Source organism: Aliinostoc maniaoense, assembly GCF_058172895.1.
Map to the genome: position 1 here is coordinate 1,333,297 of NZ_CP187952.1, position 20,704 is coordinate 1,354,000.

Here is a 20,704-nt window from a genome sequence, read left to right on the forward strand (position 1 = left end):
GATAATAATTGGCATAGGCAGCAGTTAACAATGTAATTAAATGAACCTGAGTATTAGGCATTGGTTGGCAGAACGCCAGGTAACAATTAGTAACATTCCTCATTTGGCAGTCGGGCAATTAGCAGGTATTGCTGATCGTATTGTCCAGGATATGGAGCTTAAAAGCCTAATACCGTTGGATATTTGTACTCTAGCTGAGGTTTTAGCACTGCCTTTAGATACTGTTGCCGAAGAAATCACTGTCATCGCTTTATTAACCACAAGTCTGTTACGTAGTTTCAGCCAAAAAAAAGCTTTAAAACGCAACGAAGGTACATGGCTAGCTTTTCAAATTGCCTATTTGCTAGCTCTAAAACAAGTTTTACATCAAGAAAGCGTTCTGCAAAGACCTTGGCTCAACCGTGCCAAGATACCCTTGTCTACACCCATGCTTGCAGATATGGGACTCCAAGGATTATTAAAAACCCTCTCTCCCGGTAAATTAACAGATACCCAAACTGAACAAGCTTTGTCTTTGGTGGCAGACTCATTATTAGTACAACAAATGAATCATGCTACCGTTGCTTGGTTCATGGCTAATGGTGCAGAGGAGTTAGAAGCAAAACTATTCACTCAACGGTTAACACACTCCCTTCCTGGATATTTACTATCAGTCATTGCTCAGAATGCTTTAGCTTTGGCACAACTACAAAAATTTTTCCAGTTGGGGACACCTAGTGATATTCACACTTCAGAATTGTCTAGGGTAGTAGCAGATAATATTGATTTACATCGAGAAAATTATCGTGCTAGTTTGTGGCAAAGTTTGAGTACACCGTTACTGATAGAGTCTTTTGCTTTAAAAGATATTTATGTTCCCTTGGCGGGTGTACCACAAACAGGTAATGATCAACAACCAGTGGATTTAAAAACATGGCTACAGGAACAGTTAAAGGATTTACAAACGATCGCTGTGATTGTATCAGAACCTGGTTATGGTAAAACTAGTTTCTGTCAGATGTGGGCGGCAGAAGTAGCACGAGAACTTTACCCCGCCTGGATGCCAATTGTAATTCGGTTGCGGGATATTAAATATAGCCAGAATTTGATTGAAACTCTCAATTCTGGTTTTGGATTTAATCAACATACTCATCTTGGCAGTTGGTTAACACAAGATCATCCTCGCTGTGTTTTGCTATTAGATGGACTGGATGAATTACCTCCTACTAGTCAAAACACAAAGAGAGCTTTCATGCAACAGTTAATGCAATTTGAGGCTCAACATCAACATAAAATTGTGTTAACTAGTCGCCCAACAACTGTGCAACAATTAGCTTCAGAAATACTCCTACAATGGCGACAAATTAATATTGAGCCGTTAAAAACCAATGAACTCAAACAATGGTTTCAACAATGGACATTAGTCCAATCATTACCCGTTGCCCAAAACTTTTTTACGTTTTTAAAACAAGCAGGTTTATTTGCTCGTAAATCTCAGTTACCAGCACTCTCAGCTTTGGTACATCAACCATTGATGCTTTATCTATTGGGGGTTTTACATCGGGATGGGTTACTAGATGATGGTATATTGCAGTTAGCTCAGACTCAACCAAATGCTAATTCCTCTTTATTATGGGAAATTTATCGTCGTCTGCAACAATGGTTGTTAGGTTATCCCGTAAGTAGTAATATTCACAGTAGCCTACAGCGTTCAGGATGGGCGCATATTCATCGTACACAAGAAGCGATCGCTAATTTACTAGCGGGTGATCATCCCCAAGAGATCATTGAGCAAATACAAACAATCTCTCTGCAAATTTTACACAGCGATCGCTATTACATTACCCTAGAATCAACCCCAAAAACTAACTTACCTGCATTTTATTTTCACAGGCAGCAGGGAAGTAGAGAAGCAGTTGTGTCCAATACCGAAACCATTGCCTTCTCTCACCCCAGCTTAGGGACATATCTCTGCGCTGAGGCGGTAGCGACTCAATTACAAATGTTGACGCAATGCCAAACAGATATTTATGGTACACAGAATTTTGTAATTGATGCGCCTAGGGATGTTGCCCAGCATCTATATAAGTTACTCGGTTATGGTATTCTAACTCCAGAAATCATCAAATTAGCGATCGCTAGTTTACGCCATCAACCTGAAACTGATTTTTCTTGGCAAGTTCTCATTCAACGCCTGGAATCTTTTTGGCGCACTTACTATCAAGGGCGTTGGTTAGATGAAGGTATTGCCCATACTGCTTTATCTTATTTCCACAAACTCGAAAATCCTGTAAATGTGGAGCGGATAAATAACTATGTTGGTATCAATATATTTTTATTATTAGCCCATATTCACAAGGAAATTCAAATTACTTTTTCTCCCTGTGGCAATCAGGATGATATACCCGAATTTTATCCTGAAGCCATGCTCATGCTGTTAGCAAAAGCAACATTTCTAGGCAGGAATGTTATTGAGCGTATTTATTCTGACTCCCTAGCAGGAATCAATCTTGCAGGAGCTTCTTTAGCTCACATCATGTTAGCTGGTGCAAATTTTGAGCAGACAAATTTAGCTAATGCTGTATTAAATGGTGCAAATTTAACTGATGCAAATTTGGCTGGTGTAAATCTTAGTGATGCAAATTTAACTGGTGCAAATTTGACTGGTGCAAATCTTAGTGATGCAAACTTGACTGGTGCAAATTTGACTGGTGCAAATCTCACAGATGTCAATATTGACAATGTTAATTTCACTAATAGTTGTTTATCTGATGCTATCATCAGTGAAGCTGATAGAGAAGCCGCTCAATTTCAAGGTGCTATATTTTCCTTAGAACAATTTCAAGCATTGAGAGTTTTATTATCACAGCAATCACATTTGCAGATTGATCAGAATACAGATCAGACAGAAGTTTGGGAAAATCAGAATCATATCGGCACTATTGAAAGTGTAGAAGGTGAACTCATGTTATCTACAAATTTTGATGCAGATGCTGATGATGAAACAGTTTTTAATGATTACTTTCATAATTCATAAGCTATCGAGCATTTAACAATTATCAGTTATCAATCAAGCACAGAAAACCGTTAGTGGTGCGTTACGCTATCGCTAACACACCCTACTTATCTGTTAACCGTCATTATATTCAGTGTTTTTATGGATAAATAAATAGTAAGTTTACAGCTAATTGCGTTAAATTACTGATGACAATATTAGTGAGTATTTTTTGATTAAAATAAGCATTTTATAAAAAAAATATGGGGATAAGATGAAATTAGGGGGAATACTAAAGTAAATCAATCAAGCTAAAGTAAAAAGTCCCTGCAATGCTAGTATTATCAGATACATTTTTTCCTATCTCTGGATATCGGATTACAGAACAGGTTTATTGTGGTGGCAAAACCCTCGTTTATCGAGGTGTGAGAGAACAAGATAAAAAGCCAGTCGTCATCAAATTGATGCGGAATGAGTATCCTACCTTCAATGAAATTGCTCAATTCCGTAATCAGTACACAATTACCAAAAATTTAGAAATTGCAGGGATAGTTAAACCTATTAGTTTAGAAAACTATCGTCATGGTTATGCCTTAATCATGGAGGACTTTGGTGGTATCTCACTCCAAGATTGGGTTGAACAAAATAAAAGCCAAGAAGAATATATTTTAACTCTCAGGGAATTTTTTCCTATTGCTATAGCTATAGTATCTATCTTAGAAGAATTACACCGCGATCGCATTATCCATAAAGACATCAAACCCGCCAATATTCTCATTCACCCCAACACTCTAGAAATCAGACTAATTGACTTTAGTATTGCTACTCTCCTACCCAGAGAAATCCAACAATTCACTAATCCCAATGTCTTAGAAGGGACACTAGCTTATATATCCCCTGAACAAACCGGCAGGATGAATAGAGGTATTGATTACCGTAGCGATTTCTATGCTTTGGGTGTGACATTTTATGAACTTCTCAGTGGACATTTACCCTTCAATTCTATTGACTCAATGGAGTTAGTTTACTCTCACATTGCCAAGCAACCACCAAGTTTAGAAACTAAGAAAAATATTCCGCCAATACTTGCAGATATTGTCATGAAACTCATGGCTAAAAATGCTGAAGACAGGTATCAAAGTGCCTATGGCATCAAACATGACCTAGAAATATGCTATCAGGAATGGCAACAGACAGGTAAGATTTCCTCCTTTCAATTGGGACTCAAAGATATTTGCGATCGTTTTCTCATCCCTGAAAAACTTTATGGCCGTCAACAAGAAGTTGCCACTTTACTAACAACTTTTGAGCGTGTAACCAGGGGAACAACAGAAATTGTATTAGTAGCAGGATTTTCTGGTATTGGTAAAACTGCTGTAGTCAACGAGATTCACAAACCCATTCTTCGGCAGCAGAGTTATTTTATCAAAGGAAAATTTGACCAATTTCAACGTGATATTCCCCTATCAGGATTAGTGCAAGCTTTTCAGGATTTAATTGGACAAATACTGTTAGAAAATGATGCTCAACTTCAGCAATGGCGCAGTAAGATTCTATCAGCTTTAGGTGAACAAGCTCAGGTAATTATTGATATCATTCCTGAATTAGAGCAAATTATTGGTAAACAGCCACCAGTCCCTGAACTCTCTGGTGTTGCTATTCAAAATAGATTTAATCTCTTATTACAAAGATTTATTCGGTTATTTCATAATAAAGCTCATCCCTTAGTGATATTTATTGATGATTTGCAATGGGCTGATCATGCTTCTTTAAAATTTTTGCAGTTCTTAATGAGTCAAAATAATAAAGTTCAAGAAAACTTGGCTGACTTGGAACATCAAATTACAGAAAATGTATGGACACCCATTTTTGATGGAGAACCGTGGCAAGATAAGGCAACAGAAAATAATGATCAAACCGAGGGAGGCTTACTACTAATTGGCGCATATCGTAGTAATGAAGTTCCCCAGACACATCCCTTATATTTAACCATACAAGAAATCGCTAAAACCGGAACTGTAATTAATTACATCGATATAGCACCTTTAAATCAAAATAATTTAAATGTTTTCATTGCTGATACTCTATGCTGTCCAGAAGAAGTAGCTGTACCTCTCAGTCAAATCGTGTTTGCTAAAACCAAGGGTAATCCTTTTTTTACTACCCAATTTTTGACTTTCTTACATCAAGAAAGCATGATTAAATTTAATTTTGATTTAGGATATTGGCAGTATAATCTTGACAAAATTAAAGAATTAGCCTTGACAAATGATGTTGTAGAATTGATGGCATTGCAAATCGAAAAGCTGCCGATAATGACGCAAAATGTACTGAAGCTAGCCGCTTGTATTGGCAATGAATTTGATTTAAAAACTTTGGCGATCGTCCATGAAAAATCAGTAGTAGATACAGCATCTGATATCTGGAAGGCATTACATGAAGGCATCATATTACCTCAGACAGAGCTATATAAATTATTTCAAAATGATCAGGATATATCTGATATTTCTGCTAAACAATCTCCTGTGAAATTACCAGGCAGAAACTTAAAACCACCTAAATATAAATTCATTCATGATCGTGTCCAGCAAGCTGCTTACTTTTTAATTCCTGAAACTAAACGCCAGCAAATTCATTTAAAAATTGGGCAACTACTATTAAAGAATATTCCAGTTGATCAACAGGAAGAAAAAATTTTCGAGCTAGTCAATCAGTTAAATATGGCAGTGGAATTAATCACAGATACAATTCAACGTGATGAACTAGCCAAGATGAATTTAATAGCTGGACGTAAAGCTTTGGCATCGACAGCTTATGCAGCAGCATTGAAATATTTAAAGACTGGGATTGAAATCCTTTCAGATACTACTTGGAAAACAAAATATGAACTAGCTCTAGCATTGCACGAAACAGCAGCAGAAGCAGCTTATTTGGCTGGTGACTTTAAGCAGATGGAGCAATTATTTGAGGTTGTGTTGTTAGAAGCTAAAACACTTCTGGAGAAAGTAAAAGTTTATGAAATTAAAATTCAAGCCTATGGAGCGCAGAATCAAGCATTAGAGGCTGTCAATACAGCACTAGGATTTTTGCAATTATTGGGGATAGAGTTTCCTGAAAATCCTAGTCAGTCTGATATTCAGCTAGCGATAGCAGAAACAACAGCAAATATGAATGGTAGAGAGATTCGAGATTTAATTAATTTACCAGAAATGACCGAGGCAGAACCATTGGCAATAATGAGTATTTTATCAAGTGCGATCGCTCTTGCCTATCAAGCTGTTCCTCAACTTTTCCCTTTGATTGTTTTAAAGCAAGTCAATTTATCACTTAAAAATGGGAATGCACCTTTGTCTGCTTTCGCCTATGTTGCTTATGCGTTAATGCTCTGTAATGTATTAGGAGATATTGAATTAGGTTATCAATTTGGTAAATTAGCTGAAAGTCTTTTGTCTAAATTCACTGCTAAAGAAGTAAATGTCAAGGTGCTTGAAACATTTAACCAACTGATCAGACCAGGAAGAGAACATATCAGAGAAACATTAAAACCTTTGTTAGAAGTTTACTCTCATGCTCTAGAAATAGGAGATTTAGAGTTTGCCGCTTATAGCCTTTATGCCTGCTCCTGTCATGCTTATTTTATAGGTGAAGAACTCACCGAACTTGCTCGTAAAATGGATGTTTATACAAATTGTATAAAACAAATTAAACAAGAAAGAATATTCTATTGGCATAAAATATATCAGCAGACAGTCTTAAATTTGAAAGAAACTGTTAAAGACTCATGCAAGTTAATTGGTAACGCTTATGATGAGAGCGAAATATTACCACTCCATATTGAAGCTAATGATGGAATTGCACTTCTGTATTTTTATTTCTGTAAGATGCAAATCTGCTATCTTTTTACCGATTATCCTCAAGCGATAGATAATGCTGCAAGAATAGAACAGTATCTACATGGCGGTATCGGAAAGGTAGTTGTTCCTTTGTTCTATTTCTATGATTCATTAGTGAAACTGGGGGTTTATTTTGATAAACAAGAATGGGAACAACAGCACATCATAGAAAAGGTATTAGCTAATCAAGCAAAAATGCAAACATGGGCGCATCATGCCCCAATGAATTACTTACATAAATTTTATTTAGTAGAAGCTGAAAAATATCGTGTTATCGGTCAATATCTCGAAGCCATAGATTATTATGATCGTGCCATTAACCTTGCCAAAGAAAATGAATACATTCATGAAGAAGCTCTAGCTAATGAACTTGCAGCCAAATTTTATTTAGAATGGGGTAAAGAAAAGATTGCCCAAAGCTATCTAACTGAAGCTTACTATGGCTATAGTCGTTGGGGAGCAAAAACCAAAGTAGATGATTTGATAAAACGCTATCCCCAACTACTTACACCCATACTCCAACAAGAACAACTTAGCTCACAATTGAGTAATCAAATTACTTCTTCTACTTATCAATCTATCTCCAATAGAACTCATCCCTCCACAATTATTGGTTCTAGAACAAGTATTTCAGATTCTCTGGATTTAGCATCTGTTTTCAAAGCATCTCAAGCACTATCTGGAGAAATTGAGATGGAACAACTATTGTCTAAATTGATGCAGGTTGTGATGGAGAATGCTGGAGCATCTAAATCTGCTCTAGTTTTGAGTGAAGGAGAAACTTTGCACTTAAAGGTGATTGCAGTTAGTTCTAGTCAAACTTTTACACCTATCTCTACACAATTTCCATCAACTTGTTTGGAGTCTAGTAATGATCTACCAATTACTTTAATTAACTATGTTAAACGCTCTTTAGAAATCTTTGTCACTGATGATGCTGATACCGTTGCTTTCCTCGCAGGCGATCGCTATATTATTCGTGAACAACCCCAGAGTATTTTGTGTATCCCCATTATTCATCAAGGTAAATTATTAGGGATTCTTTACCTTGAGAATGATCTGACAATAGGAGCGTTTACACGCGATCGCGTAGAAGTTTTGAAACTTCTTACCACTCAAGCTGCTATCTCTCTAGAGAACGCTATATTGTACAACAATTTAGAGCAAGTGAATCACTGCCTAGAGGAATACAGCCATAGTCTAGAAGAAAAAGTAGCAGCAAGAACCCAGGAAATTAACGACAAGAACCAACACCTGCAACAAACTCTACAAAAACTAAAATTGGCACAAACCCAATTAATCCAAAGTGAAAAAATGTCTTCATTAGGGCAAATGATAGCAGGAATTGCCCATGAAATTAATAATCCTATTAATTTTATTCATGGAAATATTCTTTATGTTAATGAATATGTGCAAGATTTACTAAGCTTACTAGCTATCTATCAGCAAGAATGTCCTGATAATTTGCCTTCAGTTAATCAAAAATTAGCTGAAATTGACTTAGATTTTATCACAGAAGATTTACCTAAAATCCTCGATTCTATGAAAGTTGGAAGTTCACGCATTCGTAATATCATCTTGGGTTTACGCAACTTCTCCCGTCTGGATGAATCAAAGATGAAACCTGTAGATATTCATGAAGGTATAGACAACACTTTGATGATTTTGCGGCATCGGCTCAAGAAAAATAGTGATCATCCTGAAATCACAATCATTAAAGAATATGCACAACTACCTCAAATCAGTTGTTATGCTAGTCAATTAAACCAGGTATTTATGAATATTGTTACTAATGCGATTGATGCTTTAGAAAATAAATTTTTAGATATAAAAATAGGATTAGAAAACACTCAATTTTCTAATCCCATAATTCGTATTTGCACTGAAATAATAGGTACTGATAAAGTAAGAATACTGATTGCCGATAATGGCTCTGGTATGACAGGAGCAGTACAGAAGAAAATCTTTGACCCATTTTTTACCACTAAACCAGTAGGAAGTGGTACAGGGTTAGGATTATCAATCAGTTATCAAATCATTGTGGAAAAACACCAGGGTATGTTGAACTGTAACTCGATTTTAGGGCAAGGAACAGAGTTTATTATTGAGATTCCCACCCATCAATCCTAATTCATTTGACTGTGCTTTATCCAGATTAAACTGCAATGAAACTCACTACCTCAGTATATTGTTTTAGTTCATTATCTTTTGATAAGCTAGGCTCTAGATATTCTGCTTGTAATAATTGAATATCAAAGAATTGCAACATCGGTAAAATGTGTACATCTTCTAACCATTCAGAGGCTAAGTCTTCAAGAACGTGGTGTTCTGCAACCAAGGTATTACCACAAAAACGCCTAATCACAGGATGGATAAAAGCACTTTGTGCAGCGTTTTGAATATCATCTTTATGGACACGAGTAATAGCAAAAGGATCAGGCATTTTTTGGACATCATATCCAAACTCTAATGAGACTGTATAGTAGTGGTCAGATAGACCACACTCACTATCATGTATGTAGTCTTTAGGAAGTTCTTGATAATATTTTGCAACCTTGTCTTTTTCTGAAATGATGATGAGATCACATAAAAACCCAGTTTGTTGCCATAATCCTGAACTTGTATTAACTCGTTGCAAAATAGCCCTAGTCAAAGCTTCAGAGTTAAGATTCAATCTTTGATATGGTAGCTCCTGATGATGGTATTTATACTCTAATATTTGGTGTAGTGAGCGGACATTATAGCGAAAACCATGTATAAAGCCAGATTGCTTCTCTTTGTAGTCTCGCATATGAGTTAGCACTCCAACGAAATATAAGTCTTTTATATTGCTAGACTCCCATTCGCTAGTTTGTGCTGGAAAGCGGTTATTGATAGTTAAGTCTGGTCTGCATGACTCATCAAAAATAGAATCATCAAAACGGAATCCAGTACAAACAATAACGCGATCATATACTAAATCTTCCTCCTCCCCATGAGCATGAGTATAGGAAAAAGACACTTTAAACTGGCCATTTTGATGCTCTATTTTGTTGATTGTTGCATCCAGAACAGCATTCTGTGATTTTAACTGATATGTATCTAGAAAATTATTATTAACTGCTCGAAGATTGCCTACATACTTTGTAGTCCACGCCATAGATAGGGGAGTTGGACTAGCTATGTGGATCAATGATGCTGTTCCAATCAGATTATCAGCAGTTTCAAATCCAGAGTTCCCTTTACCAATAATGAGAACTTTTTGATTAATAAAATCTTCTGGATTTATGGATACATCGACATAGTTTTCTGCTAGTTCTATTCCTGGTATAGATGGTATATACGGCTTAGAAACACCAGTGGCAATAATGAGACGTTCTGCACAATAAACGTTATCATTATTGTCTACAACAAAGAATTTATCATCTTTACTAATTTTGACCACTTTACAGCCATATTTAATATTGAGCTTAAAGTGTGTTGCAAAATCACCAAGATAGTCTACTAAAGCGTCTGTATGCGGAAAATACTCTTTAGTGTAATTCTTAAATCGCATATCTTCGCTATCACTTAGCAAAGAGTTCCAATCCCATCGTAAGTTAACTTCTGGATCATTACAGCCAGTATATACCTTATTAATCGAAATCAATTTTTGATGCCGAGGAAACTTTTTAAAGAAAGTTCCTGGGCTATCACCTGCTTCTAAAATCATGTAATTACGATGAGATTTTGCAAGGTAATAGCCAAGTTGCAATCCAGCAGGCCCAGCACCGATGATTAAATATTCTAATTCTGCGACTAAATTCATACTTGGCATAATCTGAGTTGAATGAAAGGCCTCGATTAAGGGAAGAATTAGCGTACTTATTTTGCTACCAAAATTTGATTGCTATGCTGCTTTTCTGCATAAGCCATCATTTCATGCACAGATGCAGTGAATACTTCAAAGACTTTTTCTACTATTTCAATTGCTTTATCTTTTTGTTCTTGAGTTAACTCTATGCTGGCAATAAACTGCTCTATATTATCTGTTCCAGTAGTATGGCCAGTTTCCACATCTAAATGATATGAACCGAAATAGCGATAATTTTTACGAGTTGTTTGCTTGAGTTCTTCTGATGCTTTTGCAGTGGCAGATAAAGCTACATTTCCAGTTGCCTCTATTGCTTCAAGTGCTGCTAGTACAACTACTGGTTCTGCTTGAAAAGTATATAGTGCAATCTGGTGACATATCTGACGTGTTTTCTTGGTTTCTTCACCCCAAAAAAATCTCATGGCATCACTAAACTTCATTGAATAATTCAAGCCTAATTTTTCAATATCTTCTAAAAACCATGCCCAGTGATGATCATCTTCATAGGTATGTTTGTTGATTATTGCTTGAATAGGATCATTGGTCGGTTCTTTCCGTAGATCGTATTTATTTAAATCCCCAAACCCCATTGCAAACGGAGCTACGCAGGAAACCCAACTAAGTCTTTGCATTGGATCTATATTTGTATCTCGCAAAAATTCAAATAATGGTAACTTAGCAAACTCTTCTTTTCTTTTTTCAACTAATTCTAGAACTTCTTTCATTTTGACCACCAAATATTGTGATTGCAATGGTTAAATTTGGGCTAAATATCCTGACACAATTCACTTTATGAGTAAACACATAATTAAAAACAATTTATGAGTAGGTGCAGCAACAAAAAATATTCCATATTAAGTAGTATGCTGCTATCTCATATTCTTTTTAACTAGGTTTTAACTCTATGCGTAAGTGAACCTATGTAAGTATTTTTTAATATTTTCGTTAAAAAAATAACTGTATTTTTATTTAACTATTTAACTATTTAAAAATAAAATTATACTTTGTTTTAAATTATACCGATTTTGGGTCTGAAAGTTCAATATTATTACGCAGGATTAAATTCTGTATTTTCTTTCTCAATCATAGATCGAAATTCAAAACATTAAGAAAATCTTTATTTTTTCAGCTAACTAGTAATATTACTTAGACAAAAATCTTTAATGGTAATTTTTGTGCTTTATGTAACTGTATCGTCAAGTAATATTACAAAAATGTCATGCAATGATGACATAATAAATAGTGTAAAAAAAGACTGTAATTTGCTAAAAATAAGTATATTTTGCGAAAAAAACGATAAATATGCTTGTCTAGCCTAACTAAAATGTCAAACAAGGAAATTTTTATATGTAATAAATATTATAAGTATGCAAAATTTAAGCTTTATACAGCCTAATCTCATACTATAGATTGATGTAAAATTATGTTTTTTGATGTAAACACTTTAATTAATACACAAAAGTGTCCATTTAACCTGAAAACTAGTAGGTATGAAAAAATATGCTGATTGCTTAGAAAAATGCTTAATTAAGCAATCAGAGTTGTGTTGTTTGAGATTAGTGGCTTAGGGTTGTTTGTCTGAACTCTGCACAGGTAAGTTTAAATTTTGCGCGATCGCATATAAATATGGTTGAAAGACTGCCAAATTCTCCAGCTTGGCGAACTTACCCCCACCTGCACCGGGGGCAAAAGATGTACTTATCACATACAACTTTGTGCCATCATAAGTAACATGGCTAATCTGCTGCTGTTGTACTCCCCCATCAGTCTTGAGTGCCACAAAACCGTAGCGGATACCAGGAAGCTTACCTATAGTTACTTGTTGGGGGGGATAGGTGGAAACAATAACTTTACCACTATCAGCACCCGGAGGGTTTTTAACTAGGTTAGTATAAAAGTCTGCAACCCAACTTTGCAAAGCTTTGATGGCTTTAACTTGATATTCTTGATTTTGGTAGTTGACTGGAGAACCCAAGGGAATGCCTGATTCCTGTAAATGCTTTTGAAATTCTGGATTATTTGTAACCGGGTAAGTCTGAATTTCTACTGTACCCAAACGTTGGCCTTGAGCAGATACACACAGCAAAGCTCCATTGTCCTGACATGGTGCAACTTGCCAACCATCGGGAACGCTAGTATCACCTAAGATTTTTTGCCAAATATTTTCTGTTTTAACTTTGGGTTTCGTTTGTGTGGTGCTGCTAGAAGTAACACTTGGGGTTGGTGTTGTTGTTTTATTCTCCGAAAATTGGGGTAAAACAAATCTAGCTCCTACTGGCACAATAATTAATAAAACAGCACCTATAAGCAAATGATAAACACGCAACATTTTCTTAAAAACCTAAATAAACAGCCTATATTCTTATAATGTATTTACAATAACTTGTGTGTAGTGTACAGGAATTATTAGTAATGTTGTGCAAAGAACCCCAATTTCTGGAAGAAACTGGGGTTCTAGGTTCGTGCTTATCTAAAGCTATTCAGACTATTCTGTTAATAGATGCTTGTGTAAAAGATATGCAGCTTACCTGTAGCGAGAGCGATTTCGATGATTTTGCTTATGTCTAGCAACTGCTTTACGTTTTTCTTTTTCTAAAGGAGTCTCGAAGTGACGCTTCTTTCTCATGTCTTGGAAAATTCCCGCTTTGGAAACTTCCCGTTTAAATCTCCGTAATGCTGAATCAATGCCTTCGTTCTCCCCTAAAACTACTTGTGTCATTCTCATTCCTCCTTATGTGTGGATGAATAGTTGAGGACTGGAGACAAAAAAATATTCCAGCAGCGTCGAGCCTTTGGCTTTATCTGCTGGAGACTCTGAAGTTTATTGTCTAGAAAAAATCTCTAGTAACGGCGACCACCACGGTTGTTATTACCCCAACCGCCGCCACCACCACGGGAAGAACTTCTTTCTTCACGGGGTTTAGCTTTATTAACTTTTAAATCGCGTCCCATCCATTCAGCACCATCAAGGGCTTCAATGGCGGCACTTTCTTCTGCCTCTGTTTCCATTTCCACAAAGGCAAAACCGCGAGGACGACCTGTTTCACGGTCAGTTGGTAACTGAACGCGGTTTACCTTCCCATAATCGGCAAAGGCGCGCTTTAGGTCATCCTCTGTAACTTGATAGGACAAGTTACCGATGTAAATTGACATATAATGTCTCCGAATTGAACAAGTGTAGAGAGTTAAATTCGGAGAGACGCTTTTTAGAAATCAAAAGGTGTTACTCAACCGAAAATAATTCTTATATTCACCAGGATAGCACAGCGACTAAATATTGGCTCTGAGGAAGTATCTAACAGAAAAGCGAAGTTGAGAGCAGTTGATGATCAGGAGTTACACCTAATTTGAGGTATTTGCTAGCTGCTCTAATATTTTTGCTGCTTGTTGACAGAGAATATTGTGATGCTGACTACTGCTAGCGAGTAAACCACCCCATTGATTAATATCGCCAGTGTTGTACTGTAGCATATTACCATTGAAATGGGTAAATTGTCCACCAGCTTCTGTCAAAATCAGTTCCGGTGCTGCCATGTCCCAATCTTTGGGGGCTGTTTTGCCAGAAAGGGAAATGTAAATGTCTGCTTGTTGTTCGAGAATGGTGGCAATTTTACAACCGACGCTACCCACGGCTTTGTGATGGCGCAAGGGCAAGTTTTCCAAGAGATATTCTAAGCTTTGATTGCGGTGGGAGCGACTGACAACTAAGATTAAATCTTCTATGGGTTTGGTGTTGTTACTAAATATGATTTGTTGAGGCACAGCACCGTTACGGGTTTCTACAAATGTGCCGCCGCCTTGAGTAGCGTAGTACAATTTATTTTTGGCTGGGAGTGCAACTACTGCTAAGACTGGTCTATGTGCTTTGACTAAAGCAATGTGAACGGCATAATCTCCGGTTTTGTCGATAAAATCACGCGTACCATCTAGAGGATCAATAATCCATACCCAGTCAGATGTAGAGGGATTTTGGGGGAGTGGAGGTTGATAGGTTTCTTCGCTGATGTAGGTAAAATTTTCGTTACCCAAGGCTGTTTGTAGGGTGTGGAGAATGTATTGACTGACAGCCACATCAGCCACGGTGACGGGTTCATTTTGTTTAAACTGCACATCTAGATCAGGGTGTGTAGCTGTGCCTTGCTCATAAGATTGTAAGATATCTGCTGCACCCCAACCGACAGTACGAGCGATCGCTAGTATTTCTTGTAAGTCTTTCATGTTACTGTGTCCTTAAATCCATCCAGCGACGCGTACCAAAATATTTACAAGCTTCAGCCGCAATTTTCGCTGCTTGCTTGAGGGCATCGGTAAAACTGCCTTGTAAAATGTAGTGGCAAAAAGCACCGTGAAAAATATCTCCAGCCCCTAGTGTATCAACTGCTGGGATAGCAGGTACAGATATCGTACCAAATTCACCGTGATGGGAGTAAGCAATTGGTTGTTCACCGTGGGTAATGGCAATATGGGGAATACCCAAGGCGCGGAGGTAGTCAAAAACTTGTGTTTGGGAGTGACAATTGGGGGGGTGAAAGTTAGCGGAACAAATGGCGTAATCTACCAAGGGTAAAACTTCCTCAAATCCGCTTTTCCAACTACCACCATCAATAACTACAGGGATATGATGAGCTTTTGCCATTTTAGCGATCGCATATCCCACTGCCATCTGATGTCCATCAATCAGGACTATATCTATATTATGTAAGATATCTGGAGGAATTGAGGTAACACTGCCTAGGGTTTTCACCGCATTGATCGAAATCACCGCCCGTTCCCCAGTCCCTTGGGTGACAATAATTGAAGATACAGGGGGTGGTGTATTGATGGTAGAGTCAAGATCAGCGATCGCTACATCATATTGAGTTAAATCTCCCCGAATTAACTCTGTCATGGGGTGCGAACCCAACACACCCAAAACTGTAGCTTGATTTTCTAAATAACTAAAAGTAACAGCCGCATTGGTAGCCGGGCCACCTGCTGCTACAGTGTAGTCAGATGCCACTAACTTTTGATTATTTTGCGGAGGAGATGCAGCTAAGTAGATTAAATCTAATGTGATTAAACCCACAAATAAAGCGTGATTACTCATTAGCTTACTTCTCACCCTTGCCATCTCCAGTTACATAAACTTCTTCAATTTTGAATTTTGAATTTTGAATTTTGAATTTTAAATGCAGACAGATCCCAAACCAGGAACATTATATATAGTTGGTACACCTATTGGTAACTTAGAAGATATTACCTTGCGCGCGATGCGGATTTTGCAGAATGTGGATTTGATTGCCGCAGAAGATACGCGCCACACTGGGAAATTACTACAACATTTACAAGTGAAAACGCCCCAGACAAGTTACCATGAGCATAATAGTAGTAGCCGTATTCCAGAATTATTAGAGCATTTGCAGACTGGAAAAGCGATCGCTTTAGTGAGTGATGCAGGTATGCCGGGAATTTCTGATCCTGGGTATGAATTAGTGAAAGCTTGCATTGAAACAAACATTCCCGTAGTTCCTATTCCTGGCGCGAGTGCAGCGATTACAGCCTTGAGTGCGGCGGGACTACCTACCGATAAGTTTGTGTTTGAAGGGTTTTTACCTGCTAAAAGCCAACAACGACGAGAGTATTTAGAGACGTTGCAGATAGAATCCCGCACTATAATTTTCTACGAATCGCCCCATCGTTTACGAGATACGTTACAAGACTTAGCAGACATTTGGGGAAGCGATCGCCAAATTGTCCTGGCACGGGAGTTAACTAAATTATATGAGGAATTTTGGCGGGGAAATATTGGAGAGGCGATCGCCCACTATCAGCAAAAAGAACCACAAGGAGAGTATACCCTAGTAGTAGCAGGGAATCCACCCAGTCAACCCCTACTCACAGAAGCACAATTAAAAGCCGAGTTAGAACAATTAATGCGTCAAGGCATATCACGTTCCCAAGCTAGCCGACAATTAAATAAATACACTGCCCTCAACCGTCGTCAAGTTTATCAAATTGCTCTAGCGATCGATCTTAATGACAATGGGGAATAGGGTTAGGGGACTCGGAGAGAAGATAGACAAGGTAGACAAGGTAGACAAGGTAGACAAGGTAGACAAGGTAGACAAGGTAGATTTTACCCAATGCCCAATGCCCAATGCCCAATGCCCAATGCCCAATGCCCATTTTTGCTACACTAAAACTTATAGGAGTAAGAGACTTGCTGCCATGTCTGTAGCCAAAGATTTACCAACCCCGGAATATGTTATCTTTCCTCCAGGGGATTTATACAGTGATGAGCCACCTTTGGAAAGTTATCTACACTTACAGCAACTAATCCTGTTATTAAACACCTTAGAATGGTTGTGGCAAGACCGCAATGATTTTTTTGCGGCTGGTAATTTGACTATTTATTATAGTCCGAGACAATTAAAATCTGAACACTTTCGCGGACCCGATTTATTCGTGGTGTTGGGAACGGAACGCAAACCCCGTAAAAGTTGGGTTGTCTGGGAAGAAGACGGGAAGTATCCCAATGTGATTATAGAACTACTATCAGATTCTACTGCATCTACTGACAGAGGCTTAAAAAAACAAATTTACCAAGATACATTCCGCACACCGGAATACTTTTGGTTTGATCCGAATAATTTAGAATTTGCTGGCTTTGTTTTACTGGCTGGTAAATATGAACCAATTACACCCAACCCCCAAGGTAGGCTCTGGAGTCAGCAGTTAGAGTTATATTTAGGGGTTGAGCAGCAGAATTTACGCTTCTACACGGCTGAAGGGGAACTTGTCTTGACACCGGCAGAAGTTGCACACGTAGAAATGCAACGCGCTGAACAAGAAAAACAACGTAGCGATCGCTTGGAAGCAAAGCTGCGAGAATTAGGTATAGATCCAGATACTATTTAAAATCAACAAACAGCAAATTTATTCCATTCATTATCACTGGAATTTTGTGTTCAGGTACATTCAACTGTTCAAAACATTTATCTCTATATTCTTTTTTGTCAATGAAATTGTTGATGGCTTTAACTAGAGGCTTTTTCACTTCATAGGTTTCTTCAGCTTTAGCAATTGCTCGTAAAGGAATTTCATGATTTACGCGCAATATTCCTAAATCAATTAAATCTCTAGATTGTGTACTTGAATCGTTCCATCTATCAGCGTTAGCCATAAGCTTTGATGTGAATCTATCACTTATACTCAAGCAAGGAATATTAGCCCAATTTGGATAAACAGGAGGATCTAAGGTAAAACCCCCATTAGCTACAATTTCTACTTTAATATTCGTTTCGTTGACGGCAACAAGAAAACGGATACCATATTGATTGATTGTACTTTCACCTAATCGAATATCTGTTAGACTTTGAAATAATGCTTCAACCCCTTCATCGTAAACCAAATTTCTTAAATATCTATAATTTTCAGTTCCGTAGGGGAAGAGAAAATCAATATCTTTACTCAGCCTATATTCATCATATTCTAATGCCAAGAGCGTACCATCTGCGAAGTGTGCAGAAGCTTTTTGAAGAACTTCTCTCTGGAAAGCATTAAGAATTTTCAGGATTTTATTATGATGTGATAGGTTAAACATTTCCAAATCTGGCAATATCCAAGATTTGTATTTTTTAGCTAAATAATGAACAAAATCTTTTTCTGATTTCTGGAAATTATTGAAAGTAGTTTGATGATGCCAATTGCGTTGATACAATTGGAGCATTTCTTTCTCAGTCAATTGATAGACATCATTTAATTGCCAACCAACAGACTCTAGGAATGGTAGTTTTTGTGGATTGGGCATAATAGCTAATTATTTACATTGACGGCAGCTTTAAGCATCCTTATGGATATGATTTTTGGTAATTTTGGCTTGATGGACTGCCGCTATTTTCCGAAACCGATGTCTTTATTTTAGAGGTTGTTTGAAAAGTCTCTGGCAATGTATCAAATATTTTTATATCCCCTTAAATCCACCCTACTTACTACAACGGTGGAAATCCCTGCAATGCAGTAGCTTTCATTAAAAAGGGGGACTTTGATTCTAGTTCCCCCTTTTTTCAACTATGCGTTACCCACATCTTTATTTACTGTTCTTCTGGAAACACCCATTTTGGCGGTTCTGTCATTTTGCGCTTGAGACGTTCTTCCGCAATTTCTAGCATTCTATCCAAAGAAGTCTCAGCGATAAATTTAGATGCAGCTTCTCTATACTCAATGTTTGGGCATTTCTCCCCTAAAACACAACCGTTAACGCAGGCTTGAGCGCAGTTAATTTTCTGCTCCACTGTCAACTCCTCTCTGATTTGAAAATAGGGATTGGGGATTGGGGATTTTATTGGCTTGGTTGGGGTTTTCTACTTTCCAGGTAAATTTTACCCTGCTATGCGATCTCAAATTAGTCTAAATATTTACGATTTGAAAAGAAAGCCTCCAAATAGCAAGGTGGCGCAAACCGCAAAATTTCAAAGAAACCCTGTTTTCTTCCCCTACACCCCTGTGTTTCCTCAATGCCCAATCCCTGCTACCCTCATATATATGCAATAAAAAGTTACTCATGTCGCAACTGTTGGCTACTACTGGAACTATTGCCGCGATCGCTACTGCTGTTGTCCCCCAACAGGGTAGTGTAGGTATTGTGCGGGTTTCTGGTTTCCACGCTCTAGCCATTGCTCAAACTTTGTTTTATGCCCCTGGAAAGCAAGTTTGGGAAAGTCACCGCGTTCTCTATGGTTACATCCGCCACCCCCAAACGCGCCAGATAGTAGATGAAGCTTTGCTACTAATTATGAAAGCACCCCGTTCTTACACCCGTGAAGATGTGGTGGAATTTCATTGTCATGGGGGGATTATGGCAGTGCAGCAGGTGTTACAGTTGTGTTTAGAAAATGGTGCAAGGCTGGCACAACCAGGAGAATTTACACTCCGCGCCTTTTTAAATGGACGATTAGATTTAACTCAAGCTGAAAGTATTGCTGATTTGGTGGGAGCTAAATCACCCCAAGCTGCTCAAACTGCTTTAGCCGGGTTACAGGGGAAATTAGCTCACCCTATCCGTCAGTTACGCGCTCAATGTTTGGATATTTTGGCAGAAATTGAAGCTCGAATTGATTTTGAGGAAGACCTACCCCCGTTGGATCATAAACAGATAATATCAGATATTGATAGCATTGCCGCAGAAATTAGTAAATTATTGGCAACTAAAGATCAAGGGGAACTGTTGCGTACAGGGTTAAAAGTAGCAATCGTAGGCCGTCCGAATGTAGGTAAATCAAGCTTATTGAATGCTTGGAGTCAGAGCGATCGCGCCATTGTCACCGACTTACCAGGGACAACCCGTGATGTAGTGGAATCCCAGCTAGTAGTGGGGGGTATTCCGGTGCAAGTGCTAGATACAGCAGGCATTCGAGACACAATAGACCAAGTAGAAAAAATTGGAGTAGAGCGATCGCGTCATGCTGCAAATACAGCAGATTTAGTCTTATTTACCATTGATGCTGGCACAGGTTGGACAGATGGGGATCAAAAAATCTATGCCCAAGTACAACACCGTCCCTTAATTCTGGTGATTAATAAAATTGATTTAGTAGATTCACAATTCCTGAATGCTTTAGCATATCCCAACCACATTAAGCATATTGTTTATACAGCCGCCGCCCAAAATCAAGGAATTGACTCTCTAGAAACCAAAATTTTAGAGATAGTTCATACAGGAAAAATTCAAGCTGCCGATATGGATTTAGCTATTAACCAAAGACAAGCAGCCGCACTTACCCAAGCTAAAATTGCCCTATCACAAGTACAAGTCACAATTGCCCAACAATTACCTCTAGATTTTTGGACAATTGACTTAAGAGGTGCAATTCAAGCCCTAGGAGAAATCACCGGAGAAGAAGTAACAGAATCTGTACTAGATCGCATTTTTAGTAAATTCTGCATTGGAAAATAATCCTAATAAAATCACCTTATACCGTTCCCTACTCTGCTGAAGCAAAAATCTCTGCGTACCTCCGCGCTTTA

Annotated in this window: 14 protein-coding genes; 5 read left to right on the forward strand and 9 right to left on the reverse strand. The window is 37.8% G+C overall.

Going from position 1 to position 20,704, the window contains the following annotated elements; genetic code table 11:
* Nucleotides 1–40: 40 nt before the first annotated feature.
* Nucleotides 41–3,016 (forward strand): pentapeptide repeat-containing protein, encoded by a 2,976-nt coding sequence (locus ACPZ3T_RS05925; RefSeq protein ID WP_490274314.1) that lies wholly within the window; start codon nucleotides 41–43, stop codon nucleotides 3,014–3,016.
* A gap of 290 nt (nucleotides 3,017–3,306) precedes the next feature.
* Nucleotides 3,307–8,997, forward strand: coding sequence for a trifunctional serine/threonine-protein kinase/ATP-binding protein/sensor histidine kinase (locus ACPZ3T_RS05930; RefSeq protein ID WP_490274316.1), 5,691 nt, complete (start codon nucleotides 3,307–3,309; stop codon nucleotides 8,995–8,997).
* Between the two features lie 25 nt (nucleotides 8,998–9,022).
* Here ACPZ3T_RS05930 and ACPZ3T_RS05935 read toward each other — a convergent pair whose 3' ends face one another.
* From ACPZ3T_RS05935 to ACPZ3T_RS05965, 7 genes are all read right to left on the reverse strand, one after another.
* Nucleotides 9,023–10,654, reverse strand: a complete 1,632-nt coding sequence (locus tag ACPZ3T_RS05935) for an NAD(P)-binding domain-containing protein (protein ID WP_490274318.1) — start codon at nucleotides 10,652–10,654, stop codon at nucleotides 9,023–9,025.
* A 56-nt stretch (nucleotides 10,655–10,710) separates the two neighbouring features.
* The gene (locus ACPZ3T_RS05940; protein WP_490274320.1) at nucleotides 10,711–11,424 is read right to left on the reverse strand and encodes a hypothetical protein; all 714 of its coding nucleotides are present in this window, start codon (nucleotides 11,422–11,424) and stop codon (nucleotides 10,711–10,713) included.
* Nucleotides 11,425–12,263: 839 nt separating this feature from the next.
* On the reverse strand, nucleotides 12,264–13,028 hold the full coding sequence (locus ACPZ3T_RS05945; protein ID WP_490274322.1) for a hypothetical protein: 765 nt from the start codon (nucleotides 13,026–13,028) through the stop codon (nucleotides 12,264–12,266).
* Between the two features lie 195 nt (nucleotides 13,029–13,223).
* Nucleotides 13,224–13,418, reverse strand: coding sequence for a 30S ribosomal protein S21 (rpsU, locus tag ACPZ3T_RS05950; RefSeq protein WP_103137440.1), 195 nt, complete (start codon nucleotides 13,416–13,418; stop codon nucleotides 13,224–13,226).
* Nucleotides 13,419–13,540: 122 nt separating this feature from the next.
* Entirely contained in the window at nucleotides 13,541–13,852 is a 312-nt protein-coding gene (gene rbp / locus ACPZ3T_RS05955; protein ID WP_490274324.1) for an RNA-binding regulator, read from the reverse strand.
* A 189-nt stretch (nucleotides 13,853–14,041) separates the two neighbouring features.
* Nucleotides 14,042–14,917 carry a 3'(2'),5'-bisphosphate nucleotidase CysQ family protein gene (locus tag ACPZ3T_RS05960; protein ID WP_490274326.1) on the reverse strand — a complete coding sequence of 292 codons (876 nt, stop codon included), beginning with the start codon at nucleotides 14,915–14,917 and terminating at the stop codon, nucleotides 14,042–14,044.
* 1 nt (nucleotide 14,918) lies between these two features.
* On the reverse strand, nucleotides 14,919–15,785 hold the full coding sequence (locus ACPZ3T_RS05965) for a sugar kinase (RefSeq protein WP_490274328.1): 867 nt from the start codon (nucleotides 15,783–15,785) through the stop codon (nucleotides 14,919–14,921).
* A gap of 82 nt (nucleotides 15,786–15,867) precedes the next feature.
* Between ACPZ3T_RS05965 and rsmI the strand changes: the two genes are divergently transcribed.
* Both rsmI and ACPZ3T_RS05975 read left to right on the forward strand, forming a co-directional pair.
* The gene (rsmI, locus tag ACPZ3T_RS05970) at nucleotides 15,868–16,731 is read left to right on the forward strand and encodes a 16S rRNA (cytidine(1402)-2'-O)-methyltransferase (RefSeq protein ID WP_490274330.1); all 864 of its coding nucleotides are present in this window, start codon (nucleotides 15,868–15,870) and stop codon (nucleotides 16,729–16,731) included.
* A 175-nt stretch (nucleotides 16,732–16,906) separates the two neighbouring features.
* Complete coding sequence (locus tag ACPZ3T_RS05975) at nucleotides 16,907–17,596, forward strand: Uma2 family endonuclease (RefSeq protein ID WP_490277130.1); 690 nt, start codon at nucleotides 16,907–16,909, stop codon at nucleotides 17,594–17,596.
* On the opposite strand, the gene ACPZ3T_RS05980 is transcribed toward ACPZ3T_RS05975, so the two are convergent.
* Together ACPZ3T_RS05980 and ACPZ3T_RS05985 are read right to left on the reverse strand one after the other, a co-directional pair.
* The gene (locus tag ACPZ3T_RS05980; RefSeq protein ID WP_490274332.1) at nucleotides 17,589–18,488 is read right to left on the reverse strand and encodes a nucleotidyl transferase AbiEii/AbiGii toxin family protein; all 900 of its coding nucleotides are present in this window, start codon (nucleotides 18,486–18,488) and stop codon (nucleotides 17,589–17,591) included. The two genes, ACPZ3T_RS05975 and ACPZ3T_RS05980, sit on opposite strands and share 8 nt — an antisense overlap.
* Nucleotides 18,489–18,771: 283 nt before the next feature.
* Nucleotides 18,772–18,972 carry a hypothetical protein gene (locus ACPZ3T_RS05985; protein ID WP_490274334.1) on the reverse strand — a complete coding sequence of 67 codons (201 nt, stop codon included), beginning with the start codon at nucleotides 18,970–18,972 and terminating at the stop codon, nucleotides 18,772–18,774.
* 269 nt (nucleotides 18,973–19,241) lie between these two features.
* Here ACPZ3T_RS05985 and mnmE point away from each other — a divergent pair, with 269 nt between their 5' ends.
* Entirely contained in the window at nucleotides 19,242–20,633 is a 1,392-nt protein-coding gene (gene mnmE / locus ACPZ3T_RS05990; protein WP_490274336.1) for a tRNA uridine-5-carboxymethylaminomethyl(34) synthesis GTPase MnmE, read from the forward strand.
* The last annotated feature ends 71 nt before the right edge of the window (nucleotides 20,634–20,704 follow it).

Excerpts from the sequence above, each read along its gene's own strand:
- ACPZ3T_RS05925 (WP_490274314.1), top strand. The coding sequence starts at position 41 with ATGAACCTGAGTATTAGGCATTGGTTGGCAGAACGCCAGGTAACAATT.
- ACPZ3T_RS05930 (WP_490274316.1), top strand. The coding sequence starts at position 3,307 with ATGCTAGTATTATCAGATACATTTTTTCCTATCTCTGGATATCGGATT.
- ACPZ3T_RS05935 (WP_490274318.1), bottom strand. The coding sequence starts at position 10,654 with ATGAATTTAGTCGCAGAATTAGAATATTTAATCATCGGTGCTGGGCCT.
- ACPZ3T_RS05940 (WP_490274320.1), bottom strand. The coding sequence starts at position 11,424 with ATGAAAGAAGTTCTAGAATTAGTTGAAAAAAGAAAAGAAGAGTTTGCT.
- ACPZ3T_RS05945 (WP_490274322.1), bottom strand. The coding sequence starts at position 13,028 with ATGTTGCGTGTTTATCATTTGCTTATAGGTGCTGTTTTATTAATTATT.
- rpsU (WP_103137440.1), bottom strand. The coding sequence starts at position 13,418 with ATGACACAAGTAGTTTTAGGGGAGAACGAAGGCATTGATTCAGCATTA.
- rbp (WP_490274324.1), bottom strand. The coding sequence starts at position 13,852 with ATGTCAATTTACATCGGTAACTTGTCCTATCAAGTTACAGAGGATGAC.
- ACPZ3T_RS05960 (WP_490274326.1), bottom strand. The coding sequence starts at position 14,917 with ATGAAAGACTTACAAGAAATACTAGCGATCGCTCGTACTGTCGGTTGG.
- ACPZ3T_RS05965 (WP_490274328.1), bottom strand. The coding sequence starts at position 15,785 with ATGAGTAATCACGCTTTATTTGTGGGTTTAATCACATTAGATTTAATC.
- rsmI (WP_490274330.1), top strand. The coding sequence starts at position 15,868 with ATGCAGACAGATCCCAAACCAGGAACATTATATATAGTTGGTACACCT.
- ACPZ3T_RS05975 (WP_490277130.1), top strand. The coding sequence starts at position 16,907 with ATGTCTGTAGCCAAAGATTTACCAACCCCGGAATATGTTATCTTTCCT.
- ACPZ3T_RS05980 (WP_490274332.1), bottom strand. The coding sequence starts at position 18,488 with ATGCCCAATCCACAAAAACTACCATTCCTAGAGTCTGTTGGTTGGCAA.
- mnmE (WP_490274336.1), top strand. The coding sequence starts at position 19,242 with ATGTCGCAACTGTTGGCTACTACTGGAACTATTGCCGCGATCGCTACT.